20 protein-coding genes and 1 tRNA gene are annotated in these 15833 nt (G+C 69.0%); 4 read left to right on the top strand and 17 right to left on the bottom strand.

What is annotated here, in order from left to right; all coding sequences use genetic code 11:
- Positions 1-5: 5 nt before the first annotated feature.
- From ACUSIJ_RS03460 to ACUSIJ_RS03440, 5 genes are all read right to left on the bottom strand, one after another.
- A complete protein-coding gene (locus ACUSIJ_RS03460; protein WP_449306954.1) occupies positions 6-347 on the bottom strand; it encodes a gene transfer agent family protein in 342 nt (113 codons plus the stop codon).
- 8 nt (positions 348-355) lie between these two features.
- Entirely contained in the window at positions 356-766 is a 411-nt protein-coding gene (locus ACUSIJ_RS03455) for a phage major tail protein, TP901-1 family (protein ID WP_449306953.1), read from the bottom strand.
- A 113-nt stretch (positions 767-879) separates the two neighbouring features.
- Positions 880-1311 carry a DUF3168 domain-containing protein gene (locus ACUSIJ_RS03450; protein WP_449306952.1) on the bottom strand — a complete coding sequence of 144 codons (432 nt, stop codon included), beginning with the start codon at positions 1309-1311 and terminating at the stop codon, positions 880-882.
- Positions 1308-1646: a head-tail adaptor protein gene (locus tag ACUSIJ_RS03445; protein WP_449306951.1), complete on the bottom strand. Its 339-nt coding sequence runs from the start codon at positions 1644-1646 to the stop codon at positions 1308-1310. The genes ACUSIJ_RS03450 and ACUSIJ_RS03445 overlap by 4 nt, the downstream gene beginning before the upstream one ends.
- A 1-nt stretch (position 1647) precedes the next feature.
- Positions 1648-2214, bottom strand: coding sequence for a head-tail connector protein (locus tag ACUSIJ_RS03440; protein ID WP_449306950.1), 567 nt, complete (start codon positions 2212-2214; stop codon positions 1648-1650).
- Between ACUSIJ_RS03440 and ACUSIJ_RS03435 the strand changes: the two genes are divergently transcribed.
- Complete coding sequence (locus tag ACUSIJ_RS03435) at positions 2213-3016, top strand: trypsin-like serine protease (protein WP_449306949.1); 804 nt, start codon at positions 2213-2215, stop codon at positions 3014-3016. The two genes, ACUSIJ_RS03440 and ACUSIJ_RS03435, sit on opposite strands and share 2 nt — an antisense overlap.
- A gap of 8 nt (positions 3017-3024) precedes the next feature.
- Here the strand turns inward: ACUSIJ_RS03435 and ACUSIJ_RS03430 are convergent, their stop codons facing one another.
- The 8 genes from ACUSIJ_RS03430 to ACUSIJ_RS03395 form a co-directional block, all read right to left on the bottom strand.
- Positions 3025-4392 carry a phage major capsid protein gene (locus tag ACUSIJ_RS03430; RefSeq protein WP_449306948.1) on the bottom strand — a complete coding sequence of 456 codons (1368 nt, stop codon included), beginning with the start codon at positions 4390-4392 and terminating at the stop codon, positions 3025-3027.
- Between the two features lie 116 nt (positions 4393-4508).
- On the bottom strand, positions 4509-5033 hold the full coding sequence (locus tag ACUSIJ_RS03425; RefSeq protein ID WP_449306947.1) for an HK97 family phage prohead protease: 525 nt from the start codon (positions 5031-5033) through the stop codon (positions 4509-4511).
- Between the two features lie 35 nt (positions 5034-5068).
- A complete protein-coding gene (locus ACUSIJ_RS03420; protein ID WP_449306946.1) occupies positions 5069-5317 on the bottom strand; it encodes a hypothetical protein in 249 nt (82 codons plus the stop codon).
- An 11-nt stretch (positions 5318-5328) separates the two neighbouring features.
- Positions 5329-5553 carry a hypothetical protein gene (locus ACUSIJ_RS03415; protein ID WP_449306945.1) on the bottom strand — a complete coding sequence of 75 codons (225 nt, stop codon included), beginning with the start codon at positions 5551-5553 and terminating at the stop codon, positions 5329-5331.
- Positions 5550-6815 carry a phage portal protein gene (locus ACUSIJ_RS03410; RefSeq protein WP_449306944.1) on the bottom strand — a complete coding sequence of 422 codons (1266 nt, stop codon included), beginning with the start codon at positions 6813-6815 and terminating at the stop codon, positions 5550-5552. The genes ACUSIJ_RS03415 and ACUSIJ_RS03410 overlap by 4 nt, the downstream gene beginning before the upstream one ends.
- Positions 6816-6907: 92 nt before the next feature.
- Positions 6908-7537, bottom strand: a complete 630-nt coding sequence (locus ACUSIJ_RS03405; RefSeq protein ID WP_449306943.1) for a phage tail tape measure protein — start codon at positions 7535-7537, stop codon at positions 6908-6910.
- Positions 7538-7692: 155 nt separating this feature from the next.
- Complete coding sequence (locus ACUSIJ_RS03400) at positions 7693-9078, bottom strand: DNA-packaging protein (RefSeq protein WP_449306942.1); 1386 nt, start codon at positions 9076-9078, stop codon at positions 7693-7695.
- Positions 8990-9571, bottom strand: coding sequence for a hypothetical protein (locus tag ACUSIJ_RS03395; RefSeq protein ID WP_449306941.1), 582 nt, complete (start codon positions 9569-9571; stop codon positions 8990-8992). The genes ACUSIJ_RS03400 and ACUSIJ_RS03395 overlap by 89 nt, the downstream gene beginning before the upstream one ends.
- A gap of 564 nt (positions 9572-10135) precedes the next feature.
- On the opposite strand from ACUSIJ_RS03395, the gene ACUSIJ_RS03390 reads away from it, so the two are divergent.
- Positions 10136-10759 (top strand): L,D-transpeptidase, encoded by a 624-nt coding sequence (locus tag ACUSIJ_RS03390; protein WP_449306940.1) that lies wholly within the window; start codon positions 10136-10138, stop codon positions 10757-10759.
- A gap of 127 nt (positions 10760-10886) precedes the next feature.
- On the opposite strand, the gene ACUSIJ_RS03385 is transcribed toward ACUSIJ_RS03390, so the two are convergent.
- The 4 genes from ACUSIJ_RS03385 to ACUSIJ_RS03370 form a co-directional block, all read right to left on the bottom strand.
- Positions 10887-11678: a hypothetical protein gene (locus ACUSIJ_RS03385; protein ID WP_449306939.1), complete on the bottom strand. Its 792-nt coding sequence runs from the start codon at positions 11676-11678 to the stop codon at positions 10887-10889.
- Positions 11679-12337: 659 nt separating this feature from the next.
- On the bottom strand, positions 12338-12694 hold the full coding sequence (locus ACUSIJ_RS03380) for an RcnB family protein (protein WP_449306938.1): 357 nt from the start codon (positions 12692-12694) through the stop codon (positions 12338-12340).
- Positions 12695-12790: 96 nt separating this feature from the next.
- Complete coding sequence (locus tag ACUSIJ_RS03375; RefSeq protein WP_449306937.1) at positions 12791-12931, bottom strand: hypothetical protein; 141 nt, start codon at positions 12929-12931, stop codon at positions 12791-12793.
- Positions 12932-13291: 360 nt separating this feature from the next.
- Positions 13292-13376, bottom strand: a tRNA-Leu gene (locus tag ACUSIJ_RS03370).
- 328 nt (positions 13377-13704) lie between these two features.
- On the opposite strand from ACUSIJ_RS03370, the gene dapD reads away from it, so the two are divergent.
- Together dapD and dapE are read left to right on the top strand one after the other, a co-directional pair.
- A complete protein-coding gene (gene dapD, locus ACUSIJ_RS03365) occupies positions 13705-14547 on the top strand; it encodes a 2,3,4,5-tetrahydropyridine-2,6-dicarboxylate N-succinyltransferase (RefSeq protein ID WP_449306936.1) in 843 nt (280 codons plus the stop codon).
- Between the two features lie 6 nt (positions 14548-14553).
- Positions 14554-15726 carry a succinyl-diaminopimelate desuccinylase gene (gene dapE, locus ACUSIJ_RS03360; RefSeq protein ID WP_449306935.1) on the top strand — a complete coding sequence of 391 codons (1173 nt, stop codon included), beginning with the start codon at positions 14554-14556 and terminating at the stop codon, positions 15724-15726.
- The last annotated feature ends 107 nt before the right edge of the window (positions 15727-15833 follow it).

The following is a 15833-nucleotide window of genomic DNA, read 5'->3' as shown; positions in this document are numbered from 1 at the left end:
GGCGTCTACGGCAAGAGAGGGTCCGCCAGAGGATCGGCAACGGGCTCCGCCTCGCCGAAGGTCGCCGCGAGCAGTTCCGCGACCGCCCGCGCGTATTCCGACAGCGCCGCCGCCACGGGCAGTCCCGCGACGTCGACACTCTCGCCCGCGCCGCCGAGCCCCGCCTCCAGGATGCGCACGATATCGCGCGCCGAGAGCCGGCCCGTTGCGAGCCGCTCGCCGAGCGCCGCGAGGTCGGCGACGCCGAAGGCGTCCTCGAGCTCCGCCAGCGCGCCGAGCGTCAGCACCAGCCTGTACGTCTTCCCGTCGAGCGTTGCGGCGATCTCGCCGCGTCTGCGGTTGACCATGGTGCGCCTCACAATGCGGTGAACGTCAATTGGCCGGCCGATTCCAGCGCCAGGTCGAAGCTGACCTCGCCGGCGTGGTCGCCGCGGTATTCAAGGCTCGTCACCTGGAACGGCCCCTCGATCTGCCCGAATTCAGGCACGATCACCTGCCAGGTGAGGATCGTGCCGTCGAAAAAGCTCTGGCGCACCAGCTCGTCCGACGTCTCGTCCTTGAACACGCCGGAGCCGGTGACGCCCGCGCGCCGCACGCCCGCGCCGGCGAGCAGCTCCCGCCACCGTCCGGCCGATTCCGCGTGCGTCACGTCGACGGTCTCGGCGTTGAACGCGATCTGACGTGCGCGCAGGCCCGCGACAGTCACGAACGCGCCCCCGCCCTGCCGCACCTTGAGCAGCAGGTCCTTGCCTTTCTGGGCACCCATTGCGGTTCTCCGTTGCTTGCATCAAACCAAAAAAGGACACCGTTTTTTGGATAATTTGATGCGAAAACAAATAATTAGAGCGTGTCGGCGTTTCCGTGAAACGGTGACACGCTCTAGTTGTCTGAAACGACTTCCGTGACCGCCCGCAGCCGCAGCACGATGCGCGAGCGGTTGGCGCGCGCGTCGCGGCGGGTATCGGAGCCCGTGACGCGCAGGTTCACCAGCCGGTGGCCGTCGAGCGCGAGCGCCGCCTCGTGCAGCAGCGCCTCGATGCGCGCCGCGGCCTTCAGGGCCGAGCGCGCCCCGCCCGCGCTGGCCCACACGGTGACGGAAAAGTCCTGTTCATGGCCCCGGTCCGATCCGGTCGACCAGTCGCGCAGCCGCGTGTCCGACAGCACCGCATAGACGCCCGCGATGCCGCGCGGCGGCTCGTCGTGAATCCTGGCGCCGCCGAGCATCTCATTGAGCGTGGCATCGCCCGTGAGCCGCGCCACCACCGCCTCGCGCAGGGCGAGCACCGGCCCTTTTTTCTCAACGAAGCTCATGGCGTCACCTCCTGCGCCACGACGACGAGCTCGCGCCGGCGCCCGTCGGGATCGGTTGCCGAGAGCACGGCGAACACGCGCCCGCCGAGCCGCAAGCGGCTCGTGCCGTCGAGCCCCGCGCGCCAGCGCATGACGATCCGGTAGCGCTGGGCGAGTTCCGGCCGTTCCTGCACGTCCCGCGCCGCCGACGCGGTCCCGATCGCCGCGATCGAGCCCCACACCCAGGCCATGCAGGCGAAGCGGCGGATCACGCCGCCCGCGCCGTCCTTTTCCTCGATGGGCCGTTCGAGCGCGAAGCGCTGCCGCCGCGCGGCGATATTGGCGTGTCTCGTCATGTCACAGCCTCGCGCGTCTGAAGGGGGCGATGAGCGCCTGCGCCTCGCGCGGGATGGCGGGCACGTGTTCCGTGTCGTCGCCGCGCAGCTCGAACCAGCGCGCGACGATGGCGCGCACTGCGTGGCGCAGCGGCTGCGGCACGTCGGCCACGCCCTCGCCGTAGCCCGCGCGCACGTCGATCTCGATGCCGCTGAGCGCCCGCCCCGGCTGCGGCACCGGCCCGGCGACGACGATGCGCGCCGGGTCGGCGAGCGCGTCGAGCCGCAGGGACGCCGGCGCCACGTCGGTGGCGGCGCCGTCGCCGCCGAACACCCGCGCGCCGGCGGTGGCCGCCACCGGCGACAGCGGCAGCCGGAAGGTCCCGCCAAGTGGCCAGCGGTCGAGCACCAGCCGCCATGTCTGGCCGATGAGGCAGCGGCCGCTTTCGGCCTCGACCATCAGCCGCGCGGCTGTGATAAGAGAGTGGATGAGCCTGTCCTCGCCGTTGCCGTCGAGGCGCAGATAACCCTTGATATCGGCGAGCGTCACCGGCTCGACCAGCGGGCCGGTCAGGAGAATGGGTGTCATGATGGTCCTTCGCAATCTGTGGAGAAGCCGCGTATCGGCGTTCCTGCCGGCGTTCCTCGCCGCGTCGGCTGCGGCGCTTCTGGCGGCTTCGCCCGCCGCCGCCATCGTCCGTGGGCGCGAGGACGGCGGGCCGCTGAAGACGCGCACGCTGATGGTGCTTGCCGCCGGCGGCGGGGTCTGCTCAGGCGTCGTGGTGGCCCCGAACGTGGTGCTCACCGCCGGTCACTGCGTGGCGGGCGGGCGCGACATCCGGGTGCATTTTCGCGATCGCGCCGGCCAGCCGGTGCTGCTGGAGCCGGCCGAGATCGCGACCCACACCGGCTACAACGCCCGCGCCATCGAGGCGCGCCAGCGCTCCATCGATCTGGCGCTGATCCGCCTCGCGGCCCCCCTGCCCGCCCCCTTCGCGCCGGCGACGCTCTCGACGGGCGGCCTGCCGCGCGCCGGCTCGCCCGTCGCCGCCTTCGGCTGGGGGCTGGCACAGGAGGACGCGCCGCAGACCATGGGCACCTTCCGGCGCGCCGATCTCGTCACCGTCGAGCCCTACGGTCCCGGCAAGATCCTCCTGTGGGCGGCGGATCCGGTCGGCCTCGGCAAGCGCCCGGGCACGGGCGTCTGCCACGGCGATTCCGGCGGTCCGATCACCCGGGCGGAAGGCACGGTGATCGCCGTCTCCACCTGGGCGAAGGGCGCCAGTAACAGCCTGTGCGGCCTCTACACGCAGGGCGTGCTCGTCGCGCCACAGCGCGGGTTCATCGACGGCACGCTCAAGCGCTGGGGCCGCGCGGCCGACTGGCGCTGAACGGTTACTTAAGGCTCGGGCTCCGGCTCGGCCGGCGCGGCCGAGGTGCCGAACTTCAAGAGCTTGATGGCGTCGAAGTCCTGCACCCCGCCGCCGACGCGCTTCGTGGTGTAGAACAGCACGTAGGGCTTGGCGGAATAGGGGTCGCGCAGCACGCGCACGCCTGCCCGGTCGACGATGAGATACCCGCGCCGGAAGTCGCCGAAGGCGATGGACAGGCTGTCGGCGCCGATGTCGGGCATGTCCTCCGATTCCGCCACCGGGAACGAGAACAGCGATGCCGGCTGGTCGAGGCTCGCGGGCGGCTGCCACACGTAGTGGCCGTCCGTGTCCTTCAGCTTGCGCACGGTGCTCTGCACCTTGCGGTTCATCAGGAACGTGCCGTTCTGGCGGTAGCTCGCCTTGAGGCTGTAGATGAGGTCGATCAGGATGTCGGCCGGGTCGCTCGCCGGGAACGCCCCCGAAACGCCGGTGACGGTCGTCCCGAGCTTGCCCCATTCCCACGACCCCTGCGCCACGGTCGGATAATTCAGGATGCCCGTCGGCTGCCCGTCGCCCGTGCCCACGACGAAGGCCTTGCTTTCCTGTTCGGCGAACGCGGTCTCGATCTCGGAGACGAGCCATTCCTCGATGTTGACCACCGCGTCGTCGAGCAGGGTCTGCGTCGCGGCCGGCAGGGCGTAGAGTTCGAGCGCCGGGAAGTCGAGTTCCTCCAGCACCGGCGAGCTGGTCTGCGAGCGGCTCGCCGTCTCGCCCACCCAGCCGGTGACGGGCGCCGTCTTGGTGATCGCGCCCTTGTAGGACGCGCCCGAGATCAGCCGCACCGAGGCGAGCGCGCGCAGCGGCGAGATGTTGCCGAGCCGCGCCAGCACCTCGCGCTCGACGGAACCGGGCGTGAGATACCCGCCGTCCGGCCCCGATCCCGCCGAGAGCGCTTTCGCCTCCAGCGCCTTCAGCCCGGAGGTCTCGCCGCCGCGCACATAGGCGCTGAAGGCGCTCCTGTGCTCCTCGACGAGCGGATCGGCCGCGGCACTGCTGCCCGCGAGCGCCGGCCTGCGGCCGTCGAGCACCAGCCGGTCGAGGCGGCTTTTCGCCTCGTCGATGGCGCGGTCGATGCGCGCCACCTTCTCCTCGATGACGGGATCGCCGGCAAGCCGCGTCTCCAGCGCGCCGAGGCGCGCGTCGTTGGCCTCGCGGAAGGCGGCGAAGGCGCGCGACAGGTCGGCGAAGGCCGAGGCCACCTCGGCGTGAGACACGCCGCCTTGCGACACGCCGCCTTGGGAAACGCCACTTTGGGAAACGCCGCCCGCCACCTTGGTTTCGGGTGCGCCGCAGCCGGCGGCGCTGGTGGCGGAAGCTTCGTATTCAACGGTCATGAAGGTCTCTCCAGTCAGAGCGCTTTCCGATCAAATGGAATCGTTTGATCGACAAAAGTTCGTTCAGAATCAAAAAATTAGATCATGTCAGCGTTTCAGTGAAACGCTGACATGATCTAGGGGTGAAGCTGCGCCGCGGCCCGCCGGATGGCTTCTGCCAACGGTGTGTTGGTCAGCGGCGTGCGCGCGACGTCCTTGGTGGCGGGCAATGTCGTGAGAACCCGCGCGCCCGGCGCCATGGGGAAGGTCACCACCGACACCTCCCACAGATCGAGCCGGAAGATCCTGCGCAGTCCGGTCGCTTCCCGGCGCGCGCGTTCGGTGCGGAAGCCGATGGACAGCCCGTCCACCGCCCCGGTCCTGATGAGCGCGTGCACGTCGCGCGCGCGGCGGGCGTCGAGGCTGAGCCGGCCGCGCACCCGCAATCCGTGCTCGTCCTCCTTGAGCGACAGCCACGCGCCGATCGGCTCGCCCGGATCGTGCTGCCACAGCAGCCGCACGCCCGCGGCACCGCGGCGCGCCAGCGTCTCGCGAAACGCGCCCGGCGCGATGATGTCGCCGCCGAGATCCGGCACGCCGAAGAGGCTGGCGTAGCCCTCGAACACGCCCTCGTCGTCGGCAGGGCCCACGACGCCGCTCAACAGCTTGCATTCCGGCAGATGCAATCCGCCCGCCATCATTTGCCCTCCGGCGCGCGGAACTTCCCCTCGGGAGCTCTTGGGGCCGCCTTGTTCTGCGTCGGCCCCGCGGCGGGGCGCGATGCGGCGGCGTCGAGCTTTTCGAGCGTGCGGATGAAGCCGGCGATGGCTTCCTGCGCGCCGCGCGCCCGCCCCGGCGTCGCGGCGTGTCCCGGGTTCGCGCCTGCCGGTCCGTTTTTTCCCGCCCGTGCACGGGCCGGGGAGCGGGACATTGTCGAACGAGCCATGGGCTCCTCCTCTAGGATGATGCGTCGTCGTGACGGGTGTTGAAGCGGGCGAGTTCGCGCACGAAATCGTCGAACCGCCGGTTGGCGCCGGCGAGCTCACGCAGGGTCGCGGCCAGCAGCAGCGACGCGCCGAGCGCCCACAGGAGCAGCGCCAGATGCGCGAGATCGCCGCGCGCGACGAAGCTCGCCGTCACCTGTTCGATGACGGAGAGCCCGCCCGCATCGCTGCCGCTCATGGCCGTTCCCCCGCCCGCGAGGACGCCGTCCGGCGGCCGTAGCCCACCGCCTCGCGCTTTTCGTCGTCGGTGAGGAAATCCGCCGCCGACACGCGCCGCCACAGCGCCTCGCGCTCCGTCCCGAGCGCCTCGATGCAGTCGAGGTCGGGCGCGAGCACCGGCGCTGCTTCGAACCCCTGGTCAAAGGCGGGCGACAGCCAGTGCGCCAGCGCCTGCGCGGTGCGGCGCACCAGCGGGATGATGGTCTGGCGCCAGAACGCCCGGTTCGCTTCGGCATAGTTCGCATAGGTGGCGTCGCCCGGCAGGCCGAGCATCAGCGGCGGCACGCCGAAGGCGAGCGCGATCTCGCGCACCGCCGCCTGGCGCGTTTCCATGAAGTCCATCTCGGCCGGCGTCAGCGACAATTGCCGCCAGTCGAGCCCGCCTTCGAGCAGCAGCGGCCGCCCGGCGTTCGCCGCGCCCTGGAACTGCGCCTCGAGTTCGGCCTTCAGCCGCTCGAACTGCGCATCGGTGAGGTTCGCTCCGTCCGGTCCCGCATAGACCAGCGCGCCCGAGGGCCGGGCGGCGTTGTCGAGCAGCGCCTTGTTCCAGCCCGCCGAGGCGTTGTGGATGTCGAGCGCCGTCGCCGCCGCCTCCATGGGCGACAGGCCGTAGTGGTCGTCGGCGGGATGGAACAGCCGCAGATGCAGGATCGGCGGCACGTCGCCCGCAGATCCCGCATCCTGCCGGAAGCGCACGGTCTGCGTCCCGGCGCGATAGTCGTAGGCCGCCGGCCAGCCATCGGGTCCCGGCACCACCTGCATGCGGTCGGGGCGCAGCGCATAGAGCTCGCGCACCGTCCCGTCGAGCAGCACCGCCTCGACATAGGCGTTGCCGGCGATCAGCAGATGCCCGTAGACCGCCTCCAGCAGCGCCGCTCCGGCCTCGCGCGGGTTCGGGCGCGCCAGCAGGCCGAGCAGCGGATGGGCGTCGTATTCCCGCCTGCCGTCCCTGAGCAGCAGCGGCACCGAGGCGGCCGATTCCGCGATGAGCCGCACGCAGCGGTGCACGACGGCGTTGCGCTGGAAGCCCTCGCGCGCCAGCGCCGTGTAGTCGTGCGGCGTCCACACCGGCCGCCCGGGCCCGGATACCGCGAACAGCGCCGCGCGCGAGGCCTTGCGCTCCGCGACGGCCGGTTGCGGCGACACCGTTTGCGCGACCGTTTTCTCCGGCGCGCGCGAGCGCCCGCCCCCGCCGAACAGGCGGTCGATGAATGAAGCCATGAGGATGTCCTGTCAGTTGGCGTGGTGCGCCCCGCCCCGGCGAAGCCGCAAGCGCGCACGCGCGCCCGGGCCGATGCGTGGCACTCTCCAGATCAAAGCCCCCGCCTGCCGCGTGCGACGGCCCGTGCCAGCGATGCGGCGACCTGCGCCTCCGAGCGGCGGAAGCTCTCGACGTCCTGCGCGTTGATGGTGACGCTGACGGTCGCGCCCGTCCCGCCTGCGGCCTGCACGCCGAGCCTGCCGTCGGGTCCGCGCGCCAGCGGCATGATGGCTTCCGCGCCTTTTTCGCCCATGAGGCCGGTTCCGCGCCCCAGCGGAAAATAGGTCGGCGCGGCGATGACGCCGCCGCTGGCGAAGGGCCGCACCGCGCCGCCCGCGATCACGTTGCCGGCGGCGCTCGCCGACAGCAGGTTGCCGGTGAGCGACGACGTAAGCGAGCCGATGCCCCTGTCGAGCAATCCGCCGAGGCTCGACGTCACCGCCGATTCGAGCGGCTTCAGCGCCGCCTGCAGGGCGAGCTGCGTCAGCCGCGTGCCGAGCGAGCGGATGACGTCGTCGAACTGCCTGCCGTTGACGACCGCGCGCGAAAACACGCCGGTGACGGTGTGGCCGAAGCGCTCGGCGACGTTTTCGAGATCGAGCATCGCCTCGCGCGTCGCCTCGATGCTGGCGGTCATGTTTTCCGAGAACACGCCGCCCGATCCGGGTCCGGTATCGCTCATCCCACCCTCCATTCAGATCTGCCACCCGAAAAAACCATCCAGGGCACATCCGCCCCCGCGCGGAGCGCGGCAAGCGCGACCGCGCGCCCGAGCTGATGCCGAGGCACTCTTCAAAAGAGAGCGCGAAGCATGGAGAGCGCCCCGCTCCAGAAAAATCACAGCGCCCGCACCCGAGGCTCTCCGCCCTTCGCGCCCATCAGCGCCGTGATGGCCCATACCAGGGCATCGAGGCGATCGGGCGAGCGGCCGTTCGAGAGGCCGCCGGGGCCGAAGTCGGCCATTTCGTCCTCGAGCTGCGGGAAGGCGGCCGCGTGGCGCACCTTTCCCTGCTCGTACAGCGCCGCGACCGGCTCGGCCCGCAGGTATTTGCCGCGCGTGGCGCGCACCGGCGTCACCGGCACGGCGGCATCGATCTCGTTCAGCACGGCGGCGGCCATCTCGCCGCCCTGGTTGACCTCGACGACAAGCGCGTCGGCTTCGAGGCAATGGTAGAGCGCGACCGCCCGCGCCGCCCATTCGGCCGGGCGCGCCCGTTCCATGGTGGCGTCGTCGAGCACCCAATAGGCGCCAGCCGCGTCCACCCCGGCGGCGACGAGGCCGCAGGCGTCGGCCCGCCGGCCCGATGTCGCCGGCGGGTCGACCGCCACCACGATGCGCTTCAGCGCCGGCACGGTGTCGGCACTGGCCTCACCCCTGGCGGCGTCGATCACGGCGCGCGTCCACAGGGCGTCGGCCCGTTCCTCGATGAGTTCGCCGTCGAGTTCCTGCCGCCCCAGCCGCGTGCCGGCATATTTGCCGACCACGGTATCGAGGAACGCCGGCGCGAGGTTCCACGCGTTGGCACGCGTCGCCGCCCGCGTGACCGCCGCGCGCGGATCGGCCAGAAGCGTCCTGAACAGCGGCACCGGGCGGGGCGTGGTGGTCACCAGCTCGCGCGGATGCGCACCGAGCCGCAGGCCGAACTGCAGCATGTCCCACGTGGCGTCCGCATGGCGCCATTTGCACAGCTCGTCGCACCAGGCGGCCTCGAACTGCGGGCCGCGCAGCGCCTCCGGGTCCTCGGCCGAGAACACCTGCGCCACCGCGCCGTTGGGCCATTGCAGCCGGCGGCGCGTCGGTATCCATGCCGGGCGCTCGTGGCGCGGGTGGACGGCGAGGATCCCCGACACCCCCTCGACCATCACCTCGCGCACGTCCGCGATGGTCTCGCCGACGAGCGCGATCCGGCCCACGGGTTTTTGCGCGAAAGGCGCCGTTCCGGCCGCCAGTCCCCGCACCCATTCGGCGCCGGTGCGGGTCTTGCCCGCGCCGCGTCCGCCGACGACGAGCCACACCGTCCAGTCGCCGCCGCCCTGGGCGGCGCTGGGCGGCAACTGGTCGTCGCGCGCCCAGACCTCGCTCCAGGCGTGCGCCAGATAGGTCAGCGCTGCCGCGTCGCACCCGGCCAGGAACTCATCGAGCCTTCCGGCGTCGAGACAACTGCGCAAGGCGTCGCGCAAGCGTTTCGCGGAGCGCGTCGGCATCGCGCGGGAAATCGTCATCGTCGTCCTCCCCGGCTGGGGCCGCGTCCGGCCGCTGCCCGCCCCGCGCCGGCGTCTGGGCCTGGTCGATGGCGGCGAGTTCCCGCAGCGTGCGCGCCAGCGTCGCCAGCGCCTTGGCGTGGCGTTCGTGGTCGATGCCCTGCGTGTCCTTCTGTCCGCCGCCGCCGGCGTATTTCCTGAGCCGCGCGTCGATGGCGGCGATTTCACGCGCCACCGTCCGCTCCAGCTTGCGGACCAGCTCCTGCCTGCCGACGGCAGGTGCGCTGCGTGCCGCGGCTGCCGCTGCGACGGCGGCTTCCGGTCGGCGCGGCCATCCGTGGCGCCGCCAGCCGCGCCGCCACGCGATCCGGTAGAGCGTCCGCATTGTCCCCGCGCCGACGAGCGCCGCGATCTCCCGCGCGGGGGTGTCCGTCTCTTCATAGAGACGCCGCGCTTCGGCCCATACGGCCGCCGCGCCGCCATCCCCACGGATGGCACGATCTGCTAGAGGCATGTTTCCTCCCTACAATGGTCGTGCAAGGTCGTATCGAACAGCGCCGCCGGCGGATTGCCGCCCCGATTTCCGCCCCTGCTCCAAAAACAAACCCGCCGGTCGGCAGCGACGGCGGGTCTCGGATACACTTCTGGAGCGTGACCGAACCATAGCAAACCAGCGTCACGCTGTCAAGGACTATTTTCCTATCCGGCGGCATGAGTCGGGTCATGAGTCGGGTGATGGGCCGGGTTCCGAGTCGGGTTCCGCGATCACGCGCAATTGAAGCGAACCGACTGATTTTCGTGCCTAAAATACCACACATTAACGTATTTCAGTTCAACTGCGGCGTGCCGGGGGACGCTTGCTCCGGGGCGTCATGAAATTGCCTTCACTTCGCGCGAGGCCGGAACCAAACAGGACGCGCTCCGGTTGTATGGCTCGACCCAGCACTGGCGCGCTTTGAAGACACAGGGGGCAGTCTACCCGCCGGGTGAGCTGTTCTTTTCAAACCTTGAGGATATGATGTTCGCGATCAGCAGACGTTTGTTCGTAGTCGGCGCTCCCCTATCGCTTGCGGCCTGCGTGACCACGCCGCCGCGGGTGGCGGAGCCTGTCGTGCCGGGCATCGATCCGAGTTTCGTGCACATGTACGCGGAGCTGCCCGCCGAGCGTTTCCCGATTCCGGCGGTCGAGCTGGCGGAGATCGATCCTGAGCTGCTGCGGCGCGAGGTGGCCTACCCGACGTCCGAGGAGCCGGGCACCCTCGTGGTCGATCCGGGCAACCACTTCCTCTATCTCGTCCGGCCCGGGGGGCGGGCGATCCGCTACGGCGTGGGCGTGGGCCGCGACGGGTTCGACTGGAACGGCCGCGCCACCATCCGCCGCAAGACCGAATGGCCGGTATGGACCCCGCCGGCGGAGATGATCAAGCGCCAGCCCGAGCTCGAGGAATACCGCTACGGCATGCCGCCGGGCCTCGACAACCCGCTCGGCGCGCGGGCGCTCTACCTCTATCAGGGCGACCGCGACACGCTCTATCGCATTCACGGCACCAACGATCCATCGTCGATCGGCCAGTCGATGTCGAGCGGCTGCATCCGCCTGCTCAACCAGGACATCATCGATCTCTACAACCGCGTGCCGCTCGGCACCAAGGTCGTGGTGCTGCAGGCCGACATGCCGCCCGAACTCATCGCCGGGCTCTGAGCGCGTTCCGATCGGACGGAATCGTCTGATCGACAGGAATTCGCTCAAAATCAGAAACCTGGAGCACGTCATCCGGCAAGGAACGAACGGGAGGGGCCGGCCCTTCCCGCATCGCCCGGCGGCCCGGTCAGGCCGTTTCGGCAGCGTCTGCGGCGGCATGCACGACGAGCCGAAGCTCCTCTTCGGCGGGCGGCCGCGAGGTGGCTTTGCTGACAAGATCCTTTGCCCGCGCGACCCGCCGTTCCAGCTCGTCCGCCATCTCATGCGGCGTGCCCATCAGTCCGACAAGCGGGCCATGCCTCACGACGCCGTATGTCTGGTCCGGCCTGCCGAGCAGGATGTCGGCCAGGGCGTCGCGCGTAGCCTGCGGGGCAATCAGGTTGCCGTTGATGATCCTCACGAGCGATTTCTCATATCGGATATCCCAGCATGTGTATTGCCTGCGCATCTCGTCGATGGATGAGAGGCTGACGACAATTCTCTTCGCGCTGGCGACCAATAGTGCCTCGTCCGAAACCGTCTGCTTGTGTTCGCGCACCGTATCCGGGAACAGCCATTTGATCGGCGCCGACGAGCAAAGCTTGTTCCAGAGCCAGATATGGGCGTGTTCCCACGTGAATGTCTTGCGCGCCTCGATATTCTCCTGCGCCTGCATTGCCACCGTGAATACGCCCGCCATGCTGCGAAACGGGGCAATGCCGGGCGAGAAGCTTTTGAGCTTCTCGGACAGCGCATTTTCAGGCAGCGGCGTCGAGGGAAAGGCCCACCCCAGATTCTTCTCGGTCGTGCTCCACCGCGCCCAGCGAATCGACATGCCGTCCCAGATCGCGCGGGACGTCTCGGCCGCACCCCCGGAGTGGATCGGCACCGCCACATGGCCGCTGTCGTGAACAGGAAAAGAATTCGTCACGATACTCATATCGCAATTCCCGTAATCAATCAGAAAAACATGAATTATTCACGCAATGACAAACAAACAGATACCTGATACCAGAAAAATAAAAGCCTCAGACATGCAATATAGACAAGATAAAAAACCGGCGCTCCGGCAAGGGAATGCCCGGATAGTCTGACTATAGACAAGACAGGGAGAAACGACAAGGCCGGTTCGTTGCCGATCGCACGCCTGCGTCCCCGCGCTGTCAGTCGTATATGTAGTAACCTCCGGGTGCTCCATACACAGGCCGGGCGCGATACACACGGCGCTCATAGTAGACTGGCACCCTGCCGTAAGAAGGCCGCGCTTCGAGGTGGCCGTAAGGCCCCTCGTACATCGATGCCCCGCCTGCACCGGGATAGTCATCCCCGTAGTAGTCTGACGAAACACAGCCTGACAAAAGCGCGCCGGCGACGATGGCGGCGGACGCGGTGAGAACGCGGTACGTCTGCATTGTTCCCTCCCTCCCCGTCACGCCCGACGGGCCATACACTGGTTTGAGGGGAACGCGCCGCACGATCACATGTTCCTGACGTCCGGCAGGACTGCAAGGCCGCTTGAGCGGGCTTTTGTGGGGCAAGACAAGGGAAACCCGCCCGGGCTTGCGCCGGGCGGGGCCCAATCCATGCCGCAAGTCCGGCTTACCGGATCTGCGAAAGGGCCATGATCAGGCCGGTGGCAGCGCTTATAAGGGCATAGTTGTTGTCGACCCGAACCCATTGCTGACCGCGCGGCGGCGGCCGCAGGCCATAGCGGCGATAGTCGACGTGCTGCTTGCGGTATTGCGGGGGCAGCCGTTCGCCCCTGCGCCAGGCATGCTGTTGCTGCTGATGCTTCTGGGGCTTGGCAACGTGGTGGTTGCGCGTATAGGGGCGCGGATCGTGCCGGCTCTCCACCCGGCGACCATTGTCCGGCCCGCCGCGGTGGGGAGATTGAGCCAGCGCCATGCCGGGGGCTATCAGCGAGAACGCCACTATGGCGATGATTGAACGCTTCACCTGTCATCTCCTGTGCTCGTTTCACGCTACGATCCTGGCATGCCGGAGGTTATGCGAAGGTGAAGGCCGAATTGATAATTGGTAATGTCCGTGCCGTCAGCGATGATGCCCGCCGTGAACGCCGGCATAGGCGCCATGGTGGATTGCCTCCGTGCCGGATCCGGAAGAGGCGCAGCCCGATACCAGCAAGCTCATCGCCAGGAGGGCCGCACCAAGCAGCGCGCACGAAGCCTTCATTCCTGTTCCGTCCCTTTCCTGTTCCGTCCCTTGCGTATTCCTGCCGCCCGGAATGCTGTCATTCGCATTTCCGAGATACGTCGGGTTGATACGTTATCTTGTCCGGACCCGCCGTGGGGCAGTGGTTCGCCTTCCCTCAAAGCGGGGCGGTCGAAGGTATTCGGAGCCTATCGGAGATCCTGGGCGAACAATGGGCAGTGGCGCATGCCAGGACAAATGTCCTCGCCGGGCGGATTGTGGCCGGACGAGGAGAAAGACAAGCGCACGATGGCCCCTCACCAAAAGGTGGACACGCGGGCGGACAGGAAGCCGGCCCCCAACATCTGAGCATCTGATTTCTCATCAGAAACTTCAAGGAATTGGTGCGGCCAAGAGGACTCGAACCTCCACCGGTTGCCCGACTAGCACCTCAAGCTAGCGCGTCTACCAATTCCGCCATGGCCGCAGCGTGTTCAGAAGAAGCACGTCCTTCCGAAGTGGGTCGGATGTAGCAGAACGCCTGCGCTTCCACAAGTGTCTCGTGCGATCCGATGGGCTTTGGTCCCGCCGGTCTGTGGGAAACGCCGCAACCTGCTGTTTTCACTGGATTATCGGAATGCGTGCGCGCCCGCCGGCGCACGCGCCCGGTCCCGGCGGCGGGCCTGCGCGCCGTTCGGGCCGCATCGGCCGGGAGAATCATCCGCCGATCGCCGGCGCGGACGGCATTGACAGATCGTTGCGGATGGGCAGACTCGCGCCTTCGTTTCCCGATTACCCAACAAGCCGGACCGTCCATGACACACGACTACCTTGCCCCGATCATCGACAATGCCTGGGAACGCCGCGCCGAGGTTTCGCCGGCCACCACCGGGGAGATCCGCGACGGCGTCGAGGAGGCGCTGCGCCTGCTCGACGGCGGCCATGCGCGGGTGGCGGAGAAGGTCGACGGCGAATGGCGCGTCAACCAGTGGTTGAAGAAGGCGGTGCTGCTGTCCTTCCGCCTCAACGACATGGGGATCATCGACGGCGGGCCCGGCGGGGCGGTGTGGTGGGACAAGGTGCCCTCCAAGTTCGCCGGCTGGGACGCAGCCGCCTTCCGCGAGGCGGGCTTCCGCGCCGTTCCCAACACCACGGTGCGCCGCGGCGCCTATGTCGCCCCGGGCGTGGTGCTGATGCCGTCCTTCGTCAATCTCGGCGCCTACGTCGGCGAGGGCACCATGGTGGACACGTGGGCGACCGTCGGCTCCTGCGCCCAGATCGGCCGGAACGTGCATCTCTCCGGCGGCGTTGGCATCGGCGGCGTGCTGGAGCCGCTGCAGGCGGGTCCCGTCATCATCGAGGACGAGTGCTTCATCGGCGCGCGCTCGGAGGTGGTCGAGGGCGTGATCGTGCGCGAGGGCTCGGTGCTGTCCATGGGCGTGTTCATCGGCGCATCGACGAAAATCATCGACCGCGAGACCGGCGACGTGTACCGCGGCGAGGTGCCGCCCTATTCGGTGGTGGTGCCCGGCAGCCTGCCCGGCAAGCCGCTGCCGGACGGTTCGCCCGGCCCCTCGCTCTATGCTGCCGTCATCGTCAAGCGCGTTGACGCGCAGACCCGCGCCAAGACCAGCATCAACGACCTGCTGCGCGACTGAGGCGTCATGACCGCGAACGCTCATCCGGCCGTCGAACTGGCGCAGGCGCTGATCCGCTGCCCCTCCGTCACGCCCGCTGACGCCGGCGCGCAGGCGCTGCTGGCGGAGCGGCTGGCGCGGGCGGGCTTCGCGGTGGAGCGCCTCACCTTCAGCGCGCCGGACACGCCGGACGTCGACAATCTCTACGCCCGCTACGGCACGGCGGAGCCCGTGTTCGTCTTCGCCGGCCACACCGACGTCGTGCCCCCCGGCGACGGGGCGCAATGGCGGCACGATCCCTTCGCCGCCGTCATCGAGGACGGCAGGCTCTTTGGGCGCGGCGCCTGCGACATGAAGGGCGCCGTCGCGGCCATGGTCACGGCGGCCATCGCCTTCGTCGAGACGCATCCGCGCTTCGCCGGCTCCATCGCCTTCCTGCTGACCGGCGACGAGGAGGGGCCGGCCGTCAACGGCACGGTGAAGCTGCTGGAATGGGCCAGGGCGCGCGGCGAGACGTTCTCGCACTGCCTGCTCGGCGAGCCGACTAATCCGGAAACCCTCGGCGACATGATCAAGATCGGCCGGCGCGGCTCGCTCACCGGGCGGCTCACCGTGCACGGCAAGCAGGGCCATGTCGGCTATCCGCACCTCGCCGACAATCCGGTGCCGGCGCTGCTGCGCATCCTCTCCGCGCTCATCGCGCCGGCGCTCGACGGCGGCTCGGCCCATTTCGACGCCTCGAACCTCGAGGTGACGACGATCGACATCGGCAACCCGGCGACCAACGTCATTCCGGGCGAGGCGCGGGCCACCTTCAACATCCGCTTCAACGATCTGTGGACGCCGGAAACGCTGCGGGGCGAGATCGAAGGCCGGGCCGACCGGGCGGCGGAAGGGGCGCGCCATACGCTCACCTTCGACCCGACCAACGCCATTTCCTTCCTCACCGAGCCGGGGCCGTTCGTGGACCTCGTCTCCGGCGTCGTCGAGCGCGAGACCGGGCGCGCGCCGCGCCTCTCCACCACCGGCGGCACTTCGGACGCGCGCTTCATCCAGGCCTATTGCCCGGTGGTGGAGTTCGGGCCGGTCGGCGCCACGATGCATCAGGCCGACGAATACGTGGCCACCGCCGATCTCGTCAGGCTCGCGGCCATCTACGAGACGATTCTGGAAGCCTACTTTTCACAGGGCAACCGGTGACGCCCCGACACCGGGCGATGGCGCCGGGGACCGCTCCGGCCAGCGGGAATGCGGCTTTGACGATGGTGCGGCGTTGATCTATCATTCGGCTTGAGTATTCAGGGAAA

The organism is Pseudochelatococcus sp. B33 (assembly GCF_053570585.1).
Note: the sequence above shows the minus strand (reverse complement) of the source record. Positions and strands in the feature narration are given on the sequence as shown.